Origin of the sequence: Veillonella atypica KON, from assembly GCF_002959915.1 — a bacterium.
Lineage (GTDB): Bacteria > Bacillota > Negativicutes > Veillonellales > Veillonellaceae > Veillonella > Veillonella atypica.
In genome coordinates this window covers 22,112-39,612 of sequence record NZ_PPDE01000009.1, presented here as the reverse complement: position 1 = coordinate 39,612, position 17,501 = coordinate 22,112, and the positions used below count along the sequence as shown (strand labels likewise).

At 41.3% G+C, this 17,501-nt stretch carries 13 protein-coding genes and 1 tRNA gene; 12 read left to right on the top strand and 2 right to left on the bottom strand.

Features of this window, described 5'->3' with window-relative positions; translation table 11 throughout:
* The first annotated feature begins 153 nt into the window (after positions 1–153).
* The 11 genes from VAHSUH02_RS07825 (at position 154) to VAHSUH02_RS07775 (ending at position 14,666) form a co-directional block, all read left to right on the top strand.
* Positions 154–2,370, top strand: coding sequence for a ribonuclease J (locus VAHSUH02_RS07825; protein WP_072137532.1), 2,217 nt, complete (start codon positions 154–156; stop codon positions 2,368–2,370).
* Positions 2,371–2,564: 194 nt separating this feature from the next.
* Positions 2,565–3,524 (top strand): DUF2232 domain-containing protein, encoded by a 960-nt coding sequence (locus tag VAHSUH02_RS07820; RefSeq protein ID WP_005384554.1) that lies wholly within the window; start codon positions 2,565–2,567, stop codon positions 3,522–3,524.
* Between the two features lie 16 nt (positions 3,525–3,540).
* Entirely contained in the window at positions 3,541–5,562 is a 2,022-nt protein-coding gene (locus tag VAHSUH02_RS07815; RefSeq protein WP_005384546.1) for a DHH family phosphoesterase, read from the top strand.
* A gap of 2 nt (positions 5,563–5,564) precedes the next feature.
* Positions 5,565–6,011 (top strand): 50S ribosomal protein L9, encoded by a 447-nt coding sequence (gene rplI / locus VAHSUH02_RS07810; protein WP_005384538.1) that lies wholly within the window; start codon positions 5,565–5,567, stop codon positions 6,009–6,011.
* Between the two features lie 111 nt (positions 6,012–6,122).
* Positions 6,123–7,484, top strand: a complete 1,362-nt coding sequence (dnaB, locus tag VAHSUH02_RS07805) for a replicative DNA helicase (RefSeq protein ID WP_005384537.1) — start codon at positions 6,123–6,125, stop codon at positions 7,482–7,484.
* Between the two features lie 233 nt (positions 7,485–7,717).
* Positions 7,718–9,001: a Y-family DNA polymerase gene (locus VAHSUH02_RS07800; RefSeq protein WP_005384536.1), complete on the top strand. Its 1,284-nt coding sequence runs from the start codon at positions 7,718–7,720 to the stop codon at positions 8,999–9,001.
* A gap of 47 nt (positions 9,002–9,048) precedes the next feature.
* Positions 9,049–9,372, top strand: a complete 324-nt coding sequence (locus VAHSUH02_RS07795) for a YolD-like family protein (RefSeq protein ID WP_005384535.1) — start codon at positions 9,049–9,051, stop codon at positions 9,370–9,372.
* Between the two features lie 213 nt (positions 9,373–9,585).
* On the top strand, positions 9,586–11,715 hold the full coding sequence (locus VAHSUH02_RS07790) for a heavy metal translocating P-type ATPase (protein ID WP_038149060.1): 2,130 nt from the start codon (positions 9,586–9,588) through the stop codon (positions 11,713–11,715).
* 153 nt (positions 11,716–11,868) lie between these two features.
* The gene (locus tag VAHSUH02_RS07785; RefSeq protein WP_005378032.1) at positions 11,869–12,822 is read left to right on the top strand and encodes a magnesium transporter CorA family protein; all 954 of its coding nucleotides are present in this window, start codon (positions 11,869–11,871) and stop codon (positions 12,820–12,822) included.
* Between the two features lie 148 nt (positions 12,823–12,970).
* Positions 12,971–13,059: transfer RNA gene (locus tag VAHSUH02_RS07780), tRNA-Ser, on the top strand.
* A 380-nt stretch (positions 13,060–13,439) separates the two neighbouring features.
* Positions 13,440–14,666 carry an MFS transporter gene (locus VAHSUH02_RS07775; RefSeq protein WP_038149058.1) on the top strand — a complete coding sequence of 409 codons (1,227 nt, stop codon included), beginning with the start codon at positions 13,440–13,442 and terminating at the stop codon, positions 14,664–14,666.
* An 84-nt stretch (positions 14,667–14,750) separates the two neighbouring features.
* Here VAHSUH02_RS07775 and VAHSUH02_RS07770 read toward each other — a convergent pair whose 3' ends face one another.
* Positions 14,751–15,734: a hypothetical protein gene (locus VAHSUH02_RS07770; RefSeq protein ID WP_038149057.1), complete on the bottom strand. Its 984-nt coding sequence runs from the start codon at positions 15,732–15,734 to the stop codon at positions 14,751–14,753.
* Between the two features lie 130 nt (positions 15,735–15,864).
* On the opposite strand from VAHSUH02_RS07770, the gene VAHSUH02_RS07765 reads away from it, so the two are divergent.
* A complete protein-coding gene (locus tag VAHSUH02_RS07765; protein WP_005378074.1) occupies positions 15,865–16,413 on the top strand; it encodes an SGNH/GDSL hydrolase family protein in 549 nt (182 codons plus the stop codon).
* Between the two features lie 79 nt (positions 16,414–16,492).
* Here VAHSUH02_RS07765 and VAHSUH02_RS07760 read toward each other — a convergent pair whose 3' ends face one another.
* Positions 16,493–17,488, bottom strand: coding sequence for a hypothetical protein (locus tag VAHSUH02_RS07760; RefSeq protein ID WP_005377971.1), 996 nt, complete (start codon positions 17,486–17,488; stop codon positions 16,493–16,495).
* Positions 17,489–17,501: the final 13 nt, after the last annotated feature.

Sequence of the window (17,501 nt, the reverse complement as noted above, 5' to 3'; positions counted from 1 at the left end):
CTCATTTGCACGAGGCGAATGGACAAAAGGACTTGAACGGTAACAATTAAGTTGCGCTATTTTTGCGCCCATTTGAAAGACGCTGCTGGATAGCGCCTTTTTCGTTTGTCCGTTCCTCTGTAAAGATCAAATTTTAATGATAGGTGAAAATATATGTTAAACAAATTAATGAATAAAATTTTAGGAGGAACTGTGAATACAACAGATAATCAACATACTGCACAAGTGACTGCAGTAGAGACGGCTCCATCTGCTCAAGGTGAGCAAAAAACAACGCGCCGTCGTACCAACACACGTCGACCAGTGGGAGAGCACCGCAATACAGAAGGTCGTCGCACTGGTGAACGCCGTCATACAGGCGAAGCTAGTCAAAATGGCGAAGGCCGTCAACGACGTACGACACATACAAGAACGAACACACGTCGTCAACGTCCAGCAGCAGAGCAAGGCGAACAACAAGGTACAGAACGTAAACCTCGCCAACCTCGTCAAACCCGTACAACTCGAAGCGGTGAAAATACACATCGTACTGAACGAAATGGCGAGAATACTCGTAATACAAGAAATACACGTAATACGCGTACACGTAATACGAATGATAATAATCGTAATGAAAATACTAACAACCGTCGTACGCGCACTAACAACCGTCCGATGACTCGCAACCAAGAGGTTCAATCCGATTTAATTGGTCGTCAACCAGCGGGCTCCAATAAGGGTAAATTTCAAATTATCCCTCTTGGTGGTCTTGGTGAAATCGGTAAAAATATGACCATTTTTCAATACGAGGATGAAATCATCGTTCTTGATGCAGGTCTTGCGTTCCCTAGTGAAGATATGCTTGGCGTAGATATCGTTATTCCTGATATGAGCTATATCATTGAGAATAAGGACCGCGTGAAAGCAGTCGTTATTACCCATGGTCACGAGGACCATATCGGTTCCTTAGCGTACCTTATGAAGGAAATTAACTGCCCTGTATATGCTACAAATCTTGTTTGTGGCTTGATTGAAGGTAAGTTTAAAGAACATAAAGTATCTCCAAAATGCCTTCGTACGATTGCAGCAGGCGATGAAGTGCAAATCGGTCAAGTGAAGGTTGGTTTTATCCAAACTAATCATTCCATTCCTGACTCCGTTGCGGTGTACTTCGATACACCTATCGGTACTGTACTCCATACAGGGGACTTTAAAATCGACCAAACACCAGTTGATGGCAAATTGATGGATATTCATAAATTCGCAGAACTTGGCAACAAGGGCGTACTAGCATTGATGTCTGATTCTACAAATGTAGAAAAACCTGGTTTTACTGGTTCTGAAAGCTCCGTTGGACCTGCTATTAAACAAGCTGTAGGTGCTGCAAAAGGCCGCGTTGTATTGGCTACATTCGCATCTAACGTATCTCGTATCCAACAAGCAATCGATGCGGCGGTTATGTTCAACCGTAAGGTTGTCGTTATGGGTCGCAGTATGGTAAATGTTACAGAAATCGCACAAGAACGCGGTTATTTGAATATTCCACCAAATACGATTATCGACGTAGATGTAATGCACAACTATACAGATGACCAAATCATGATTTTAACAACTGGCTCTCAAGGTGAACCGATGGCGGGCTTATCCCGTATGGCTACAAGCAACCACCGCACTGTAGAATTGGCACCAAATGATACTGTTATTATCTCTGCTACACCAATTCCAGGCAATGAAGGTGCTGTTGGTAGAACTATCGATAACTTACTTCGTCTAGGTTGCCATGTTGTATATGGCAAAGATCGTGGCATCCACGTATCTGGTCATGCGAGCCAAGAAGAGCTTAAAACAATGCTCAACCTTGTGCGTCCAGAATACTTCATCCCGGTTCATGGTGAGTACCGTATGTTACGTCGTCATGGTGAACTTGGTGTGGCCATGGGCGTAGACCCTAAGAAGGTCCTCATCGGCGATAATGGTCAAATCTTTGAATTTGATAAGGACGGTGGCCGTAAAGGTGGCCGTGTACAAGCGGGTGTTATCTTCGTTGATGGCCTTGGTGTTGGCGATGTTGGTAATATCGTTATTCGCGATCGTCAACAATTGGCACAAGAAGGCATGGTTATCGTTGTTATGGCCATGGATACTGCTTCCGGTACCATCATTGCAGGCCCAGATCTCGTATCTCGTGGCTTCGTATATGTACGTGATGCAGAAGAACTTATGCTTGAAGCAGAACGTCGCGTTCATCAAGTATTAGATGATTGTGAAGCACAACGTATCAAGGACTGGACTACAATTAAACAAAACGTTCGCGATGCATTGGGTAAATTCTTCTATGACAAAACACGTCGTAGACCTATGATTTTACCAATCATCCAAGACGTACACTAAATAACATATCCCTCTCAAGCAGGATGCCGTGATTACATGGCGAATAGTCTTGAGGGGGATATCTTTATTATTTTGAGACACCATAAGTAGCGTAGTTGCTGTAATTGTCTACTATATAGGGTATTTGAAGTTACTTTATTAAACTGCTATAATTAAAAGATAACTAGTATTCTTTTAGTGTTGAATGGAGTATTATGAAACAAACAAATACAAGAGCTATGGTGGAAACGGCGTTTTTAGCAGCCATCGTAGTTGTATTAACCGTTATAGGCGCTAGTCTTCCTGTTTTATCTCTGTTAGCTACTATCGTAGCTCCTGCGGCGATTGCTACAGTAGGGATCAGGTGGGGCGTTCGTTATAGCTGCTCTGCAGCTGTAGTAGCCTTTGTCATTGTTTCCATTTTATTGGGACCATTGACAGCTGTAGGAACAATCTTGATGTATGCAGTACCAAGCATTTTTATTGGACTCGGTTTTCGTAAACGTTGGTCCCCTTTAAAATTAATCTTGGTGCCTACGCTAGCATTAGCAGTGACTACTATTATTACACTCTTAGCATCAATGTCTATTATGTCTGTTGATTTACAGACATCTATTCAAAATATTGGTGATGAAGTACAAAATGCATTTATAGACACAGTGAAACAACAATCGCTGCCACCAGAACAGACAGAGCTTTATATACAACAAATACAAGCGAGCTTAGTACAGATTAAAAGGATGCTTATCACTTATGCGTTTTGTGCGTTTGCTGTTACGTCCTATATCTTGGCACGGTTTACAGCATATATTGCAAAACGTACTAATAATCCTGTACAACCATTGCCTGCTATTTCAACCTGGCAAATACCTGTTTGGACGGCTGGTGTATTGGCTGTAGGTCTTATTATTATTTATGGCTCATCCTTTGTTGGTATCAATAATGAGCTGCTTACAACTGTTGGTATGAACATTGCTTTATTTGGCGCCTTTGCTTGTGGCCTTAATGGTATCGCTTCTTTGCTTGGTGTTTTAGAAGGTTATGGTGTATCAAGGGTATTAAAAATTGTTATTATAGCTCTTTTATATGTCATGATGCCAATATCTCTAGTAACGTTTGGTGTTATGGATATGTTTTTAGATTTACGATCTCGTTTCAATCAACGAGGTTATTAATAGAAAGGAGGTTACTATGAAATCCTTTCAACGAAGATGGGAAGCAATGGAATGGACCTTTATTGGTGTCATCGTTCTATTAATCTTAATCATCGCTTATTTAAATTGGCTATTAGCCATATTGTCAGTCATCGTGGTGGTTGCTGTATACTTGATTAATTACAATACCATCCACAATCGTCGTCGCTTAGCACGCGAACAATTTGGTGCTATGATGAAGAATGTGACGCAGGCGGCTAACTTTGCATTACAAAACTTACCGACCGCTATTGTACTTGTCAATAAGCAAGGTACATTGGTATGGAATAATAGTGTATTTGCCGATTGGGTTCCGGTGGACTGGAATAAATTGCAAAAAATGTCCGCTTTGATTCCTGGATTTAGAATTGATAAGATTTGGGGCAAATCGGGGTTCTTGAAAGAGCAATACGGGGATCGCTATTTCCAAGTAGTGTACAAGTTCATCGACCCTCGCGATACAAGACCTGATGCAGATCCTAATGATGAATTGACGGAACATGCAGTTATGGCTTTGTATTTTAAGGATATTACAGCCATTGAAAAGGAACGTATTAAGGCGCAAGAAGAACAGCCTGTATGGGGCATGATTCAAATCGATAATATCGAAGAATTAACGAAGGGCCTCAGCGATAGAGAATATACAAATCTATGGGCGGAAATCAACAATATCGTCGTTGATGAAATCGATAAACACGAAGGTTTCATTCGGAACTTCCAAGATGATATGTACACATTTGCCATTTCTCGGGGCGCTTTGCAAGACATGGAAAACAACGGCTTTAGTGTGCTTGAACGTATCCGTAAATTGCCTTCTCCTCGTCAAGTTCCTGCTACGATTAGTATCGGGATTGGCGAAAATGCAGGCTCTGTTAAGGATGTGTCCGAACGTGCTCGCGCAGCCCTCGATATTGCCTTAGGGCGCGGTGGTGATCAGGTTTGCATTATGGATGGTGAAAGCACCCGCTTCTTCGGAGGCAATACAGCAGGTGTTGAAAAAAATACGCGCGTTCGTGCTCGTGTGGTTAGTCAAGCCATTCATGAATTGATGAATGATTCTGACAAAATCCTTGTTATGGGTCATCAACGTGAGGACTATGATGCATTAGGCGGTGCTATTGGCGTCGTATCAATTGCACGTACTCTTGGTAAAGAGGTGCGATTAGTACTTTCAAAAGAAACAAATGCCATTGATAAAATGGTACATGTTCTTGAGGAAGACGAATTTTGGAAAACTCATATCATAACGCCTGCAGAAGCAAAATTGTGGGCTGATGCGAATACATTGGCCATCGTTTGTGACACGCATAGAACACCGATGGTAGCAGCGCCAGAGGCTCTAGAAGTATCTGAGCGACGCATTGTCATCGATCATCATCGTCGCGCAGCAGATTTTATTGAAAATCCATTGCTTACGTATTTGGAACCAGCTGCATCATCTACGAGTGAGCTCGTAACAGAACTTGTACAATATGCAGGAGTTCCTGTGAAGCTTTCAAAAGCGGAAGCTACAGGTATTTATGCGGGCATCGTATTAGATACGAAAAACTTTAATCAACAAACTGGGGCACGTACCTTCGAAGCGGCAGCGTTCTTACGTCGTGCAGGGGCGGATATTGAACGGGTAAAAGAATTATTTATTGAAACCTTCGATTCTATCCAATTGCGTGCTAAAATGGTATTTGAAGCCAATCGTACCGAAGGTATTGCTATTTCTGTGGCACCAGCAGGTATGAAGGATATGATGGCATTGGCCGCACAAAGTGCGGATATGCTCATCAGCAATGAAGATATTGAAGCAGCATTTGTACTTTACTCACTTAATGATGGCGGTATCGGCGTCAGCGCTCGATCCAAAGGCAAGGTAAATGTACAAGTTGTAATGGAAGCCTTGGGTGGTGGCGGTCACAGAACAGTGGCTGGTGCCCAACTACAAGGTATGACGATAGAGGAAGCGAAGGCGGCTATTCTAGATAAAGCGCTAGAAGCCCTTCATTCCGCTGAAAAAGAGGAGGAATAACAATGAAAGTAGTATTGTTAGAAGATGTAAAAAAAGTTGGTAAAAAAGGCGAAATTGTTGAAGTAAGTGACGCATATGGTCGTAATGTATTGATTAAAAAAGGCCTTGGTCTTGAAGGTACAGCAACTAACGTAAATAATGCGAAACAAAAGCAAGAATCCATCGCTCACAATAAAGCTGTTGCCAATGATGAAGCTAAAATCTTAGCAGCTCAATTGACTAAGGTTGAAGTTACTGTTAAGGTTCGCATGGGTGAAGAAGGCCGCGTATTCGGTTCTGTGACTGCTAAAGATATTTCCGATGCAGCGAAAGCTCAATACAAGGTAGATATCGATAAAAAGAAAATCGAAATTAAAGAACCGTTGAAAACATTAGGTGTTCATGATGTAGTGGTTCGTGTACATCCAGAAATTACGAGCACTATCAAGGTTAACGTAGTCGCTGAATAATCTTCGAATCACCATGCTCACAGAGTGTGGTGATTCTTTTTGTGCATAGAAGAGGCGTGACGCACGCTTTCATAGGGAAGATACTCATATTCTAGTTAAGGGGAGAAGGACATGGACGTACGCATACCACCGCATAATGAGGATGCGGAAAAGGCCGTATTAGGGGCATTGCTAACCGATGGTTCATCATCTGGCGAAGCCATTGATTTGGTAACAAGTATCGTAGATCGTGATGATTTTTATCGTGATACGCATCGGATCATTTATGATGCTATTTTAAATCTTGTAAAAAGTAACAAGACCGTAGATTTCATTACGTTAAGTGAAGAACTAGAACGACGTAAAAAATTGGATACCGTAGGTGGCATTGCTTATATTACATCTCTTGCGAATGAAGCGACAGGCTATAATATTGAAGAGCATGCGCGCATTATTGTAGAAAAAGCACAAATGCGCCGTCTCATAGATGCAGGTAATAAGATTGTCGGTATGACTTATGCTGGCGAGGATGAACCATCCGTCATTATGAATAAGGCGGAACAACTCGTTCTTGATGTAGGCGGTCAAACACAATCAGAATCGACATTTTCTCCCATTGGTGATGTAGTTCTTACGAATATTGATAGACTTAGTAAACTGCAACAACATAAGGGTTCTATTACAGGTGTACCAACTGGATTTAGAGATTTGGATTTCAAGTTAAATGGGTTACAACGGTCGGACCTTATTCTCGTAGCGGCTCGTCCTGCTATGGGTAAGACTGCTTTCACCTTGAACATTGCTCAAAATGTAGCGATGGGGATTAAGCGGACTGTAGCATTCTTCTCTCTAGAAATGTCCAAGGAACAGTTGGTAGGACGTATTTTGTCCTCCGTGGCCGGTATTGAATCAGACAAGTTGCGCAAGGCTGACATGGATCCTAATGATTGGGGGAAGGTGATGGCTGCGGCGGATGAGATGAGTCAAGCCAGCCTGTTTATCGATGATACGCCAGGACTTACGGTGCAGGATATGCGCGCTAAGTTACGCCGCCTCAAGGTAGAACATGGTCTTGATCTTGTTATCGTCGATTATATTCAGCTTATGCAAGGCCGTAGCTCCGGTAAGGGCAGTGAAAATCGACAACAAGAAGTATCTGAAATCTCTCGTAACCTAAAACTGATTGCTCGTGAATTTAATGTGCCTGTTATTGCTTTGTCTCAGTTGTCTCGTAGTGTTGAAAGCCGCCCAGACAAGCGTCCGGTATTATCTGACCTTCGTGAATCTGGTTCCCTTGAACAAGATGCGGATATCGTTATCTTCTTGTATCGCGATAAATACTATGATGAAAACTCTGAAATGGGTGATAAGGCAGAGGTTCTTATCCGTAAACACCGTAATGGTGCAGTGGGGAGTGTAAAACTTCTATTTATTGGCGAGTTAACACGATTCTTAGATACGGTAGACGAAGAAAAAGTTGGCCCTGAACAATAAATGTAATCTGTCGTCGGGGTACATACTTAGAATTAAAAAAAATCAAAGCACAAAGGTATCTATCATTAGACATATGTCTAATGATAGATACCTTTTTTATAGTTAAAATTACCTATATAATAGCAAACATACGTTTGAAAATATTGTGTATTTTTGTTATACTAATGATAGAAATTATGGAAATACTAATTTTTGTGAAAGTCGATACATTAGCGTTTTAAGGAGGTGTTTGTATGGGTTCAGCTGATACAAATCGGATGTATATGTGCATTGATTTAAAGAGCTTTTACGCATCTGTAGAATGTGCCGATTTGGGGGTAGATCCATTTACGACACCGTTGGTGGTGGCCGATAATTCTCGTGGCAAGGGTGCGATTACGTTAGCCATCTCTCCAGCACTTAAGAAACTAGGCGTTAAGAATCGGGCTCGGTTGTTTCAAATTCCTTCTCATATTGAATATATTACGGTAAAGCCACATATGAAGAGGTATATGGAGGCTTCGGCCCAGATTTATGGAACATTGCTAAACTATGTATCACCTGATGATATCCATGTCTATTCCATTGATGAATATTTTATCGATATTACGCCATACATGAAATTATATAAGAAAACGCCTCGTCAATTGGCACAGCTTTTGCTTGATGCGGTCCTCGATGCAACCCATATTTACGCCACTGTAGGCATTGGAACGAATCTATTCCTCGCAAAAATTGCCCTTGATATACTGGCGAAGCATGCGCCGGATTTTATCGGGTATCTTGATGAAAGCCTTTTTAAAGAGCAAATTTGGCATCATCAGCCGATTACAGATATTTGGCAAATCGGCAGCGGTATTGCCAATCGTTTGCGTAAATTTGGCGCCTTTGATTTGCATGGCATCACTCAAGTGCCGGAACATAAATTATATAAGGAATTCGGTGTGAATGCAGAGTTGTTAATCGATCATGCATGGGGCCGTGAAAGCTGTACCATTGCCGATATTCACGCCTATAGACCATCTAAGCATTCTCTTTCACAAAGCCAAATTCTATTGCGCAATTATACGGCTGATGAGGCGCGATTGCCCATGCGTGAAATGGTAGAGTCCTTAGTCCTTGAACTGTTACAGATTAAGGCGGTTACAAAGTGTATTCATGTTCACATCGGCTATGCAGTAGAGGATGTAAAGTCCACTGGTGGATCCAGGACCTTAGCGCATTATACGGACTCATTTCAAGAGTTATGTCCAGCTGTACTAGCCTTGTTTGATAAATATAAACGGCCTCATGAGTTGATACGACGCATTGCCGTTAGCTTTGAAGATTTAGTTAATAAGGCCGCTGTACCGACTGAAATGGACCTGTTTAGTAATGCATTAACGGATACAGCAGAGCAAGAGGAACATATACAGAAAACCATGCTGAATATTAAAGGACGTTTTGGTAAAAATGCTATCCTTCGTGCATCTAGCTTGCAAGAAGAAGGGACTCTGCAGTTTAGAAATACATTGGTAGGCGGTCATAATGGAGAGTAGCTTTTACAATAGGAATTGATGTATTGCGTGAGGGAAGGTATACATTCATGAAACATCGGATGTCGCGCTTGCAACGGGCTAAACAATTTATGCCTTTTGCGGCGTTAAAGGGATTTGAAACATTGCTGGCAGCCGTAGCACGGCCTAAGGAGAATCGTGTAGAGTTATCTGAGGACCAACTAGAGGAATTAAATCGTACAATCCAATCATTGACAGACGGAAATTTTGTGCGAGTCCTATATTACAACGGTCATTGTTATACGGAGTTGCTGGGTGCTATAGAGCTGATAAATAAGACGGCCCATACTATGTCTATAGAGGGGATTGTCATTACCTTTAAAGATATAAAAGAAATCAATCTTTATGAATAGAAATAGTCAAAACTATAACGTAAGAATATAGAATTAGCCCATACGTATAGGTGATACGTATGGGCTGTTTTACGTCTAATTTATTTTGATAATTTTTCTTGACATATCGTATAGATTCTATTAAAATAATATATGAACAAACACTCATATGTTATTTTAATTCATATAGGATGAAAGCTTTCTGTGCTTTCAAATATAGATAAAGGAGATATCATGGAAGAAACATTACTTCTAAAGGATTTAAACTGTCCGAACTGTGGAGCGAAAATCGAAGATCGTATCCGTAAAATGGATGTGGTAGAAACAGCTAATTTTACACTTGCTACACATCAATTAAAATTAACTGGGTCTTGGGAGGACCGTGAGGCTCTTAAGCGTGACATTCAAGACATCTGTGATGCTATCGAAGAGGGCGTAACAGTAGCTGATTACGAACGTAAATCTAAAGCGGCTGTGGATGATGGCCGTGAAAACAATCAGGACAATGACTCTGTAACAATTGCAGTTATCGTAGTAGGTCTATTATTTATGATCTATGATGCATTGACTTCCTTTGTTCCATCCATCGGATTGCCAGAATCTATTGAAACTCCGATTTACTACGTTGCTTATGTACTCCTTGCATTTCCTGTATTGCGTACAGCCGCGCGTAATATCTTAAAGGGTGAAATATTTGATGAAAACTTCTTGATGTCCATCGCTACATTAGGTGCCATCGCTATCGATGCATTGCCTGAAGCGGTTGGTGTTATTTTATTCTACCGTATCGGTGAATTCTTTGAAGAAAAAGCAACAGATCGTAGCCGTACAGAAATCATGAATGCTGTAGATATGCGTCCTCAAGAGGTGCGCGTCATAGATACATGCGGCGGTGGCGAAATTGTAGTTATGTCCCCTGAAAAGGTTGAGGTGGGCTGGACTATTGAAGTTCGTCCTGGCGATTTGATTCCTCTAGACGGTACGATTCTTGAAGGTGAAACTCGCGTCAATACGGCTCCTGTAACCGGCGAACCAGTACCTGTTCGCGCAGAACCAGGTACACAATTGATGTCTGGCTGCATCAATGAAACTGGACGTATTACGATGCGCGTCGATAAGGTTCTAGAAGAATCCATGGTTACTAAAATTCTTGATGCTGTTGAAAATGCAGCTGCATCGAAACCTAAAATCGATAAATTCATTACGCGCTTTGCTCGTGTATATACTCCAATCGTAGTAGCCCTTGCCCTTGCTGTTGCGATTATTCCATCCCTCATTACTGGCGAATGGCATAGATGGATTTATACAGCCTTAACATTCCTTGTTATTTCTTGTCCATGTGCATTGGTGCTAAGCGTGCCACTTGCATTCTTCTCCGGTATTGGTAACGCATCCAAACATGGCATCTTGCTTAAAGGTGGTCGTGTTATCGAAGCATTGGCTAATGTGAAAGCAGTAGCTCTTGATAAAACAGGTACTATTACATCTGGTGAGTTCAAAGTTCACAACGTAGAAACTGTAGGCTCCCATGTAAGTTCTGGTCAATTATTATCCATGGCGGCAGCTATCGAAGCTGTATCTACACATCCAATAGCAACAAGCATTGTTTCTGAAGCAAAAGATCAAGGCCTTACAGTGGAACCTTCCGATTTCGTTCAGGAATTAGCTGGCGAAGGCATGGTAGGTATGGCAGATGGTCAACAAGTACTTGTTGGTAACCGTCGCCTTATGGAACGCTATGATGTACAAGGCTATCCAACAGAACCTGCTGAATACGGTACAGAAGTTCTTGTAGCCGAAGGTAATACATACCTTGGCCGTATTATCATCGCCGATGAAGCTCGTCCAGATTCTGCTGAAGCGATTGCTGATCTTAATCGTCAAGATATTAAAACTGTTATGCTTACTGGTGATGCTGAAGCAAGCGCTAACTATATCGCCAAAGAAACGGGTGTAAGCGCAGTACGTGCTCAACTATTGCCTCAAGATAAATTATCCGTTGTTCAAGATATTCGCTCTGAATATGGTCCTACCATGTTCGTAGGCGATGGCATCAATGATGCGCCAGTTCTTGCTGGTGCTGACGTAGGTGGTGCGATGGGTAGCGGCGCTGATGCGGCTATCGAAGCGGCCGACGTTGTGTTCATGCGTCCATCTTTGACCGCTATTGCACATATTCTTGATTTGTCCAAATCAACATTGCGCGTGGCTTGGCAAAACGTTGTATTCGCCATTGCTGTTAAAATCCTTATCATGTTGCTTGGCATCCTAGGCTATGCATCCATGTGGTGGGCTGTATTTGGCGATACAGGCGTATCCATCCTTTGTATCTTAAACTCTGTCCGCATCTTAAGTAGAAAATAATACTGATAGATAATAAACTGCTCCTACATTGTATTAGGCAATGAGGAGCAGTTTTTCTATGTAAAACTTTCACAAGAGAATTGAATAGTACACCTAAATAGTATATAATTTTAAAGATGAGATACAGTATTTTCGCTCGGAAGGAGGGATAACATGATCACGGTGTACAAGCACATAGAAGAAGAATTAGTAGCCGATTACACGGTATCAGATGCCACAAAAGGTTCATGGGTAAATTTGGTGAACCCAGACCCCGATGAGTTATCCCTTATCAATATCCTGACGGAAATTCCTACAGACGTATTAAAGACCGCTCTCGATATGGAAGAACGTTCTCACGTGGAGTTAGAGGACAATTATATCTTTGTTGTTATCAACATTCCTGTTGTTCGCGGCAATGATATGTACGATACGGTGCCACTTGGTATCTTTTTGACGCCAGATTTCTTTATTACCATCTGTTTAGAAGAATCTGAAGTGCTCTATCCGTTTATTTCTAATCAGATTTCTACGTTCTATACGTATAAAAAGACCCGTTTCTTGTTCCAAATTTTGTATCGCACGGCGACCATGTTCTTGCGTTACTTGCAACAAATCAACCGTCGTACCGACGATATTGAAGTCCAATTGCGTCATACTACAAAGAACAAGGACTTCTTCCAATTGTTGGAATTACAGAAATCCATGACATACTTCACGTCCGCCTTGCGTACGAATGGTACCGTTATGGAACGTTTATTGCGCTTGCGTGGTCACAGTTCCTATAAACATCTTCTCAAGATGTATGAGGAAGATGAGGATCTATTAGAGGACGTTATCATCGAGAATAAACAGGCCATCGAAATGGTTGAAATGTATTCTAATATTTTGATGAACATGATGAACGCCTTTACTTCCATCATTTCAAACAACCTTAATATGGTTATGAAAATGTTGGCAGCCTTGACGATTACCTTGGCCGTACCGACCATTATCTTTAGCTTGTGGGGGACCAACGTGCCATTGCCGTTTCAAAACGATGAAAATGGTTTCTTCGAGGTTGTGGGCATCTCCGTGGCCTGTTCCATCGTGGCCATCATTGGCATGTGGAAAAAAGATCTTTTCTAAGATAATAACTATAATAGATATGCTGAAAGCTGGCTTTAGGCCAGCTTTTTTGTCTCTAATATAAGTAGTTCTACATGGGAGATATCTGAGGTTACTTATATTCAATTGTTGCACACTTCAATACAAATCTGCTATAATATACCATTATGGAGAGGTGTCCGAGTGGTTTAAGGAGCTGGTCTTGAAAACCAGTGACTCCGCAAGGGGCCGTGGGTTCGAATCCCACCCTCTCCGCCATTCAATTTTATACTTATAGTATCAAAAGCAGTACTACTAGACGTATGATTGGCCGCTTGGCTATTGCCACTCTGTGCCTTAACGTTAGTAGTACTGCTTTTTTGTCCTATAACCTCAAATATTAGTATATAAATAACATAAGTAGGATTATTGCTGCTGCTGTACATGAAGGTACAGGTAGTCAGGCTAATAATCCTACTTATGATTTTAAGATAAGTGATATAAATTTATTTGTCAAGAAACGTAGTAAGAGGGAATTCTCCATACTCTATCATATATATTACCCTGTTGTATGATGATAAATAGAAAGAATTTGAAAAATTCTTTCTATTTATAGTATGATAGCTCTATATGTTATTTTTCTATAGAAAGGAGCTCGTATGAGTAGAATTGGTTTCTCGCGAACTCAGATTTTAATTCTTGTCAGCGTATGGCTAACGTTTTTGATTAGCTTTGTTATGCGCTTATCTTGGGCGTCATTGATGCCGATTGTCAATGAAGCATTGAATTTTACACCACAAATGGGGACAACCTATTTATCCGCCTTTTACATGGGGTATGCCATCATGGTATTACCAGGTGGTATCTTAGCGGATAGAATCGGTTATCGTTATACTATATTGGTTAGTTTACTCGCCATGGCAGTCATCACCGCATTGATGAGTACCATTGATAATTATACTTATGGATGGGTGTTGCGTTTCTTATTAGGTATCGTATCCGGTCCTGTACAGGCCTCTTGCTTGAGTGCTATTGGGGATTACTTTGGTTCTAATCAACGTGGCGCAGCCGTTGGTATTTTCATGTCTTGTACATCGCTTGGGGTGGCGACTGTAAATTTATATGCCCCTTATGTAGCAACTAATTATGGTTGGCAAAATGCATTCCTCTTAACAGCTATGTTGCCAGTTCTTATTTTTATACTTAGCTACTTTACAGTTCGTAAGCCAAGTGCTGAAATCCTAGCCCAATGTGAAGCGGAGGCTCATATCGAAGCGGTTCCTGTAGGGGACAAGCCATCCATAAAAGAAAACTTGATTTACGTGTTAAAAAATCGCAATATTCGTTGCCTTGCGTTTGCCGGCTTCTTCGCTACCGGTGCTACATGGGCGGTGGCTCAATGGTCAAACTTGTACATGGTAAAACAACTAGGTGTTAATGCCATCTATGCGGGTCATGTTATGTCCGCTTTTGGCTTAGCTGCACTTATTGCAAAGCCAACCATCGGTATTTTATCCGATATTTTGCCAATTAAGAAAAATCATTTAACAGCACTCGTTATGTTCTTATTTGGACCGGCCTTAATACTCTTTGCGAGCACCACAAACCCAGATATGCTCTTTATTACAGGTCCAATTCTTGGTATTGGCGCATTCATGCACAGTGCGTTGACGAATGCTCTCGTTGTACAATCAGCAGAACCTCACTTGCGAGGTACTACGGCAGGTTTTGTAAACTTATTCAATCAAATCGGTGTTATGTTGGCTCCTATGATTTTAGGTAGTATGCTAACCGCAACTGGTAGCTATAAATCTGCATTGATGACCCTTGCTATTGCACCAGTTATCGGTGCTATTGCCTTGTTCTTTGTAAGACTAAAAAAATAAATTTCGCTTGTGAAAGCCATAAAACAAACCCTCATCGATAACGATGAGGGTTTTCGTGTTTCTAAATGTTTTGGTAAATAATAATTAATGAGGACCTTGACCACCACCATGGCCACCATTCCCGCGACCACCGCCATTACGACCGCCGTTGTCACGATTACCATCGTTGTGATGATTATCGTGATTAGGACTATTAGGTGACATGTCAGCACGACCGCGTCCATGACCATTATCGTTAAGATTCCGGCCATCACGATTCTTGGTATCTCTAAAACCTTGAGGACCAGGAGGTCCTTGTCGATCTGGAAGAGCAATATTTTGATTAGATGGTTGGAATTTACCCATTTGAAGTGCATTTAAATTTGGTGAGAAGCGCCCACGGTCACCTAAGCTATCTGGGTTAGGTCCGCCTACATGACCTGGTTGTAAGCTTGGTTGCATATTAGTCGGAGGTGCAGGCGGTGCTGGTATAACACGATCCATTGGCGTAGAAATAACAGCATCTGTAGGAGGCATGAGACCGAATAATACGGTCCTTGTTTGTTGATCAACTATAGGTGGGAATACTTGTGGTGGAATATATGGATTATCGTATGTATAGGTAATCTTTTCCATCTCTTTAGACGTATTATAGACAAATTCCCCAATGCGTTGTGATGGGCTATTTGGCGCCGCCACATGTTGACCGTAATCCTTTGCTAACCTTTGCTGCGGTAATGTATCGATGGGGTACCCATTTTCTGCATAAAATGTAGGCTTTGATATTTTCCATGCCGTCATCGTCACCGGTGCATTAGGCTGTTGACTGTAAAATGTAAAATTTGTATCGTAGTCTGCGATTACATTATTTTTTGTGTACAAGCTCAACAGTCTAGCCTGTACGGTTTTATAATTAGCAGCAGTCTGTTTCGTATGAATCGAACTAAGGTCGACATACATACGCTCGGTATCGCTAGAATAGGCTAGCTGATATTGAGTGGGCTTTTGCTCTATTTCGTATTGTGATATGGCAAATCCCGATTGCGAGGTACACAATAGGGTTCCCACGAGAGCTAAAAAATATTTCATTATAATTCTCCTCTCCATGTGAAAAAAGTGTACCATAATGTACTTAAAAATACATGAAAATGAGTAACATATTGTACTTTATACATATATATTTTACAATGTAGATGAATTAATGTACAGGGAGGATTTCATGAAAATAATATGTTTTGGAGATAGCATAACCCGTGGATATGATGTGAGACCTGGTCACGGTTGGGTTGAACTCTGTAGTGCCGCACTACCCGCATATCATATGGAAAATCACGGTATTGATGGATTATCAGTACAAGGTTTAATTAATTATTTAGAATCCTGGTGTATCGATAAGTCCTATGAAGATGATCGTTATATATGCATCATGTGTGGCACAAATGATATTTTGCAAAACCGCGATAGTGACTATGTATATAATAAGCTCATTAAGGCTGTTACAATGGCTAGTGAAAAAGGGCATGTTATCATCGGTCTTGAAACACAAATCGATAGTGAAATGGATGGCCTTAATCATGTGGTGGTGGATGTGAACCGTCGTTTACAAGACTATGCCAGAGAACATAATTTAAAAACAATTGATTTTTATACCGTTCTTCATGAAGCGGATCAAATCGGTCAAATCGTATTTGCCGGTGAGGTTCATCCTAACGAACGAGGTTATCGCTTGATGGCCTATAAGGCATTGGAAACATTTACACGATTATAGTAGAAAAGAGCACGTTCCCGTAGGATGTGCTCTTTTCATTATATGTAGTGATCGACATAAGTCGTACACTGGAGGTCTATTATTTTTGTTTGGATGTTTTGTCAGCTGCAGCGTGTGCAGAAGCTGCGATAGCGTAAGCAGTGCCTTTCACAAGTTCATAAGTTTCACCACTGTTACCGGAAACAGTTACAGCTGCTACCGTATCATCAGTGATTGCGAACATAGCTGTTGCGTATGGATGTTGTGCACCATTTGGTACTGTTACGGCACCGGATTTTACAACGATGAAACGACCATTATTGTTGTATACATCATAGTTAGCAGCTTGTTTTACGCCATCATAGCTTTCATTATAAGCAAACAATGTGGATACTTCACCTAATGTTACTTGGCCAGATTGTTGCATAGCGCGTAATTTAGATGCTGCTACGGATGTAGGTTGTGTCATGTTAACAGTAACACGCAAGGATGTGTTATTTACGATTGCTTCTGTAATTACATTTGTTGTAAATACATTGGCGATGCCATTACCAGCACGGTTGTATGTACTAGCAGTTTTTACTTGGTAACCATTTGTATATGCTGGTAAATCGAATGTATAAGAACGACCGTTCAACAATACGTCAAATGCGTTCAATTGGTTATTTCTGTATGTGGATACATAACCGCTGCCACTTTTGCTGAAAGTAAGTGTAGCAGGTGCATCTACAGCTTGTTGTTGTGGTGCGTTAGGGTTTGGAATTGGATCCATGATTTGCATGCCTACAGCTGTTGTTTGTGGAGCCACGAAGATAGGGTCGCCTAAATCTTTAGATACAGGCATTTGTTGGCTCATATCACCTGCTGTATAAGGAACAGCTGGCAATGGGGAATAGTTAGGACGTGGAGGCGTTGCTACATAGCTCGCTTGTTGAACAGGTGCACTGTTTGCAGGTGTATATTGATATTGAGCTTGTTCTGCTGCAGCGCGTTCATAAGCGCGTGCATTAGCGTCCATGGATGCGGCAAAAGCCGAGAAAGATACTGTTGTTGCTGCTAATACGGCGAAAACCGTTGCAATTCGTTTTGTATTCATAATAAAGACTCCT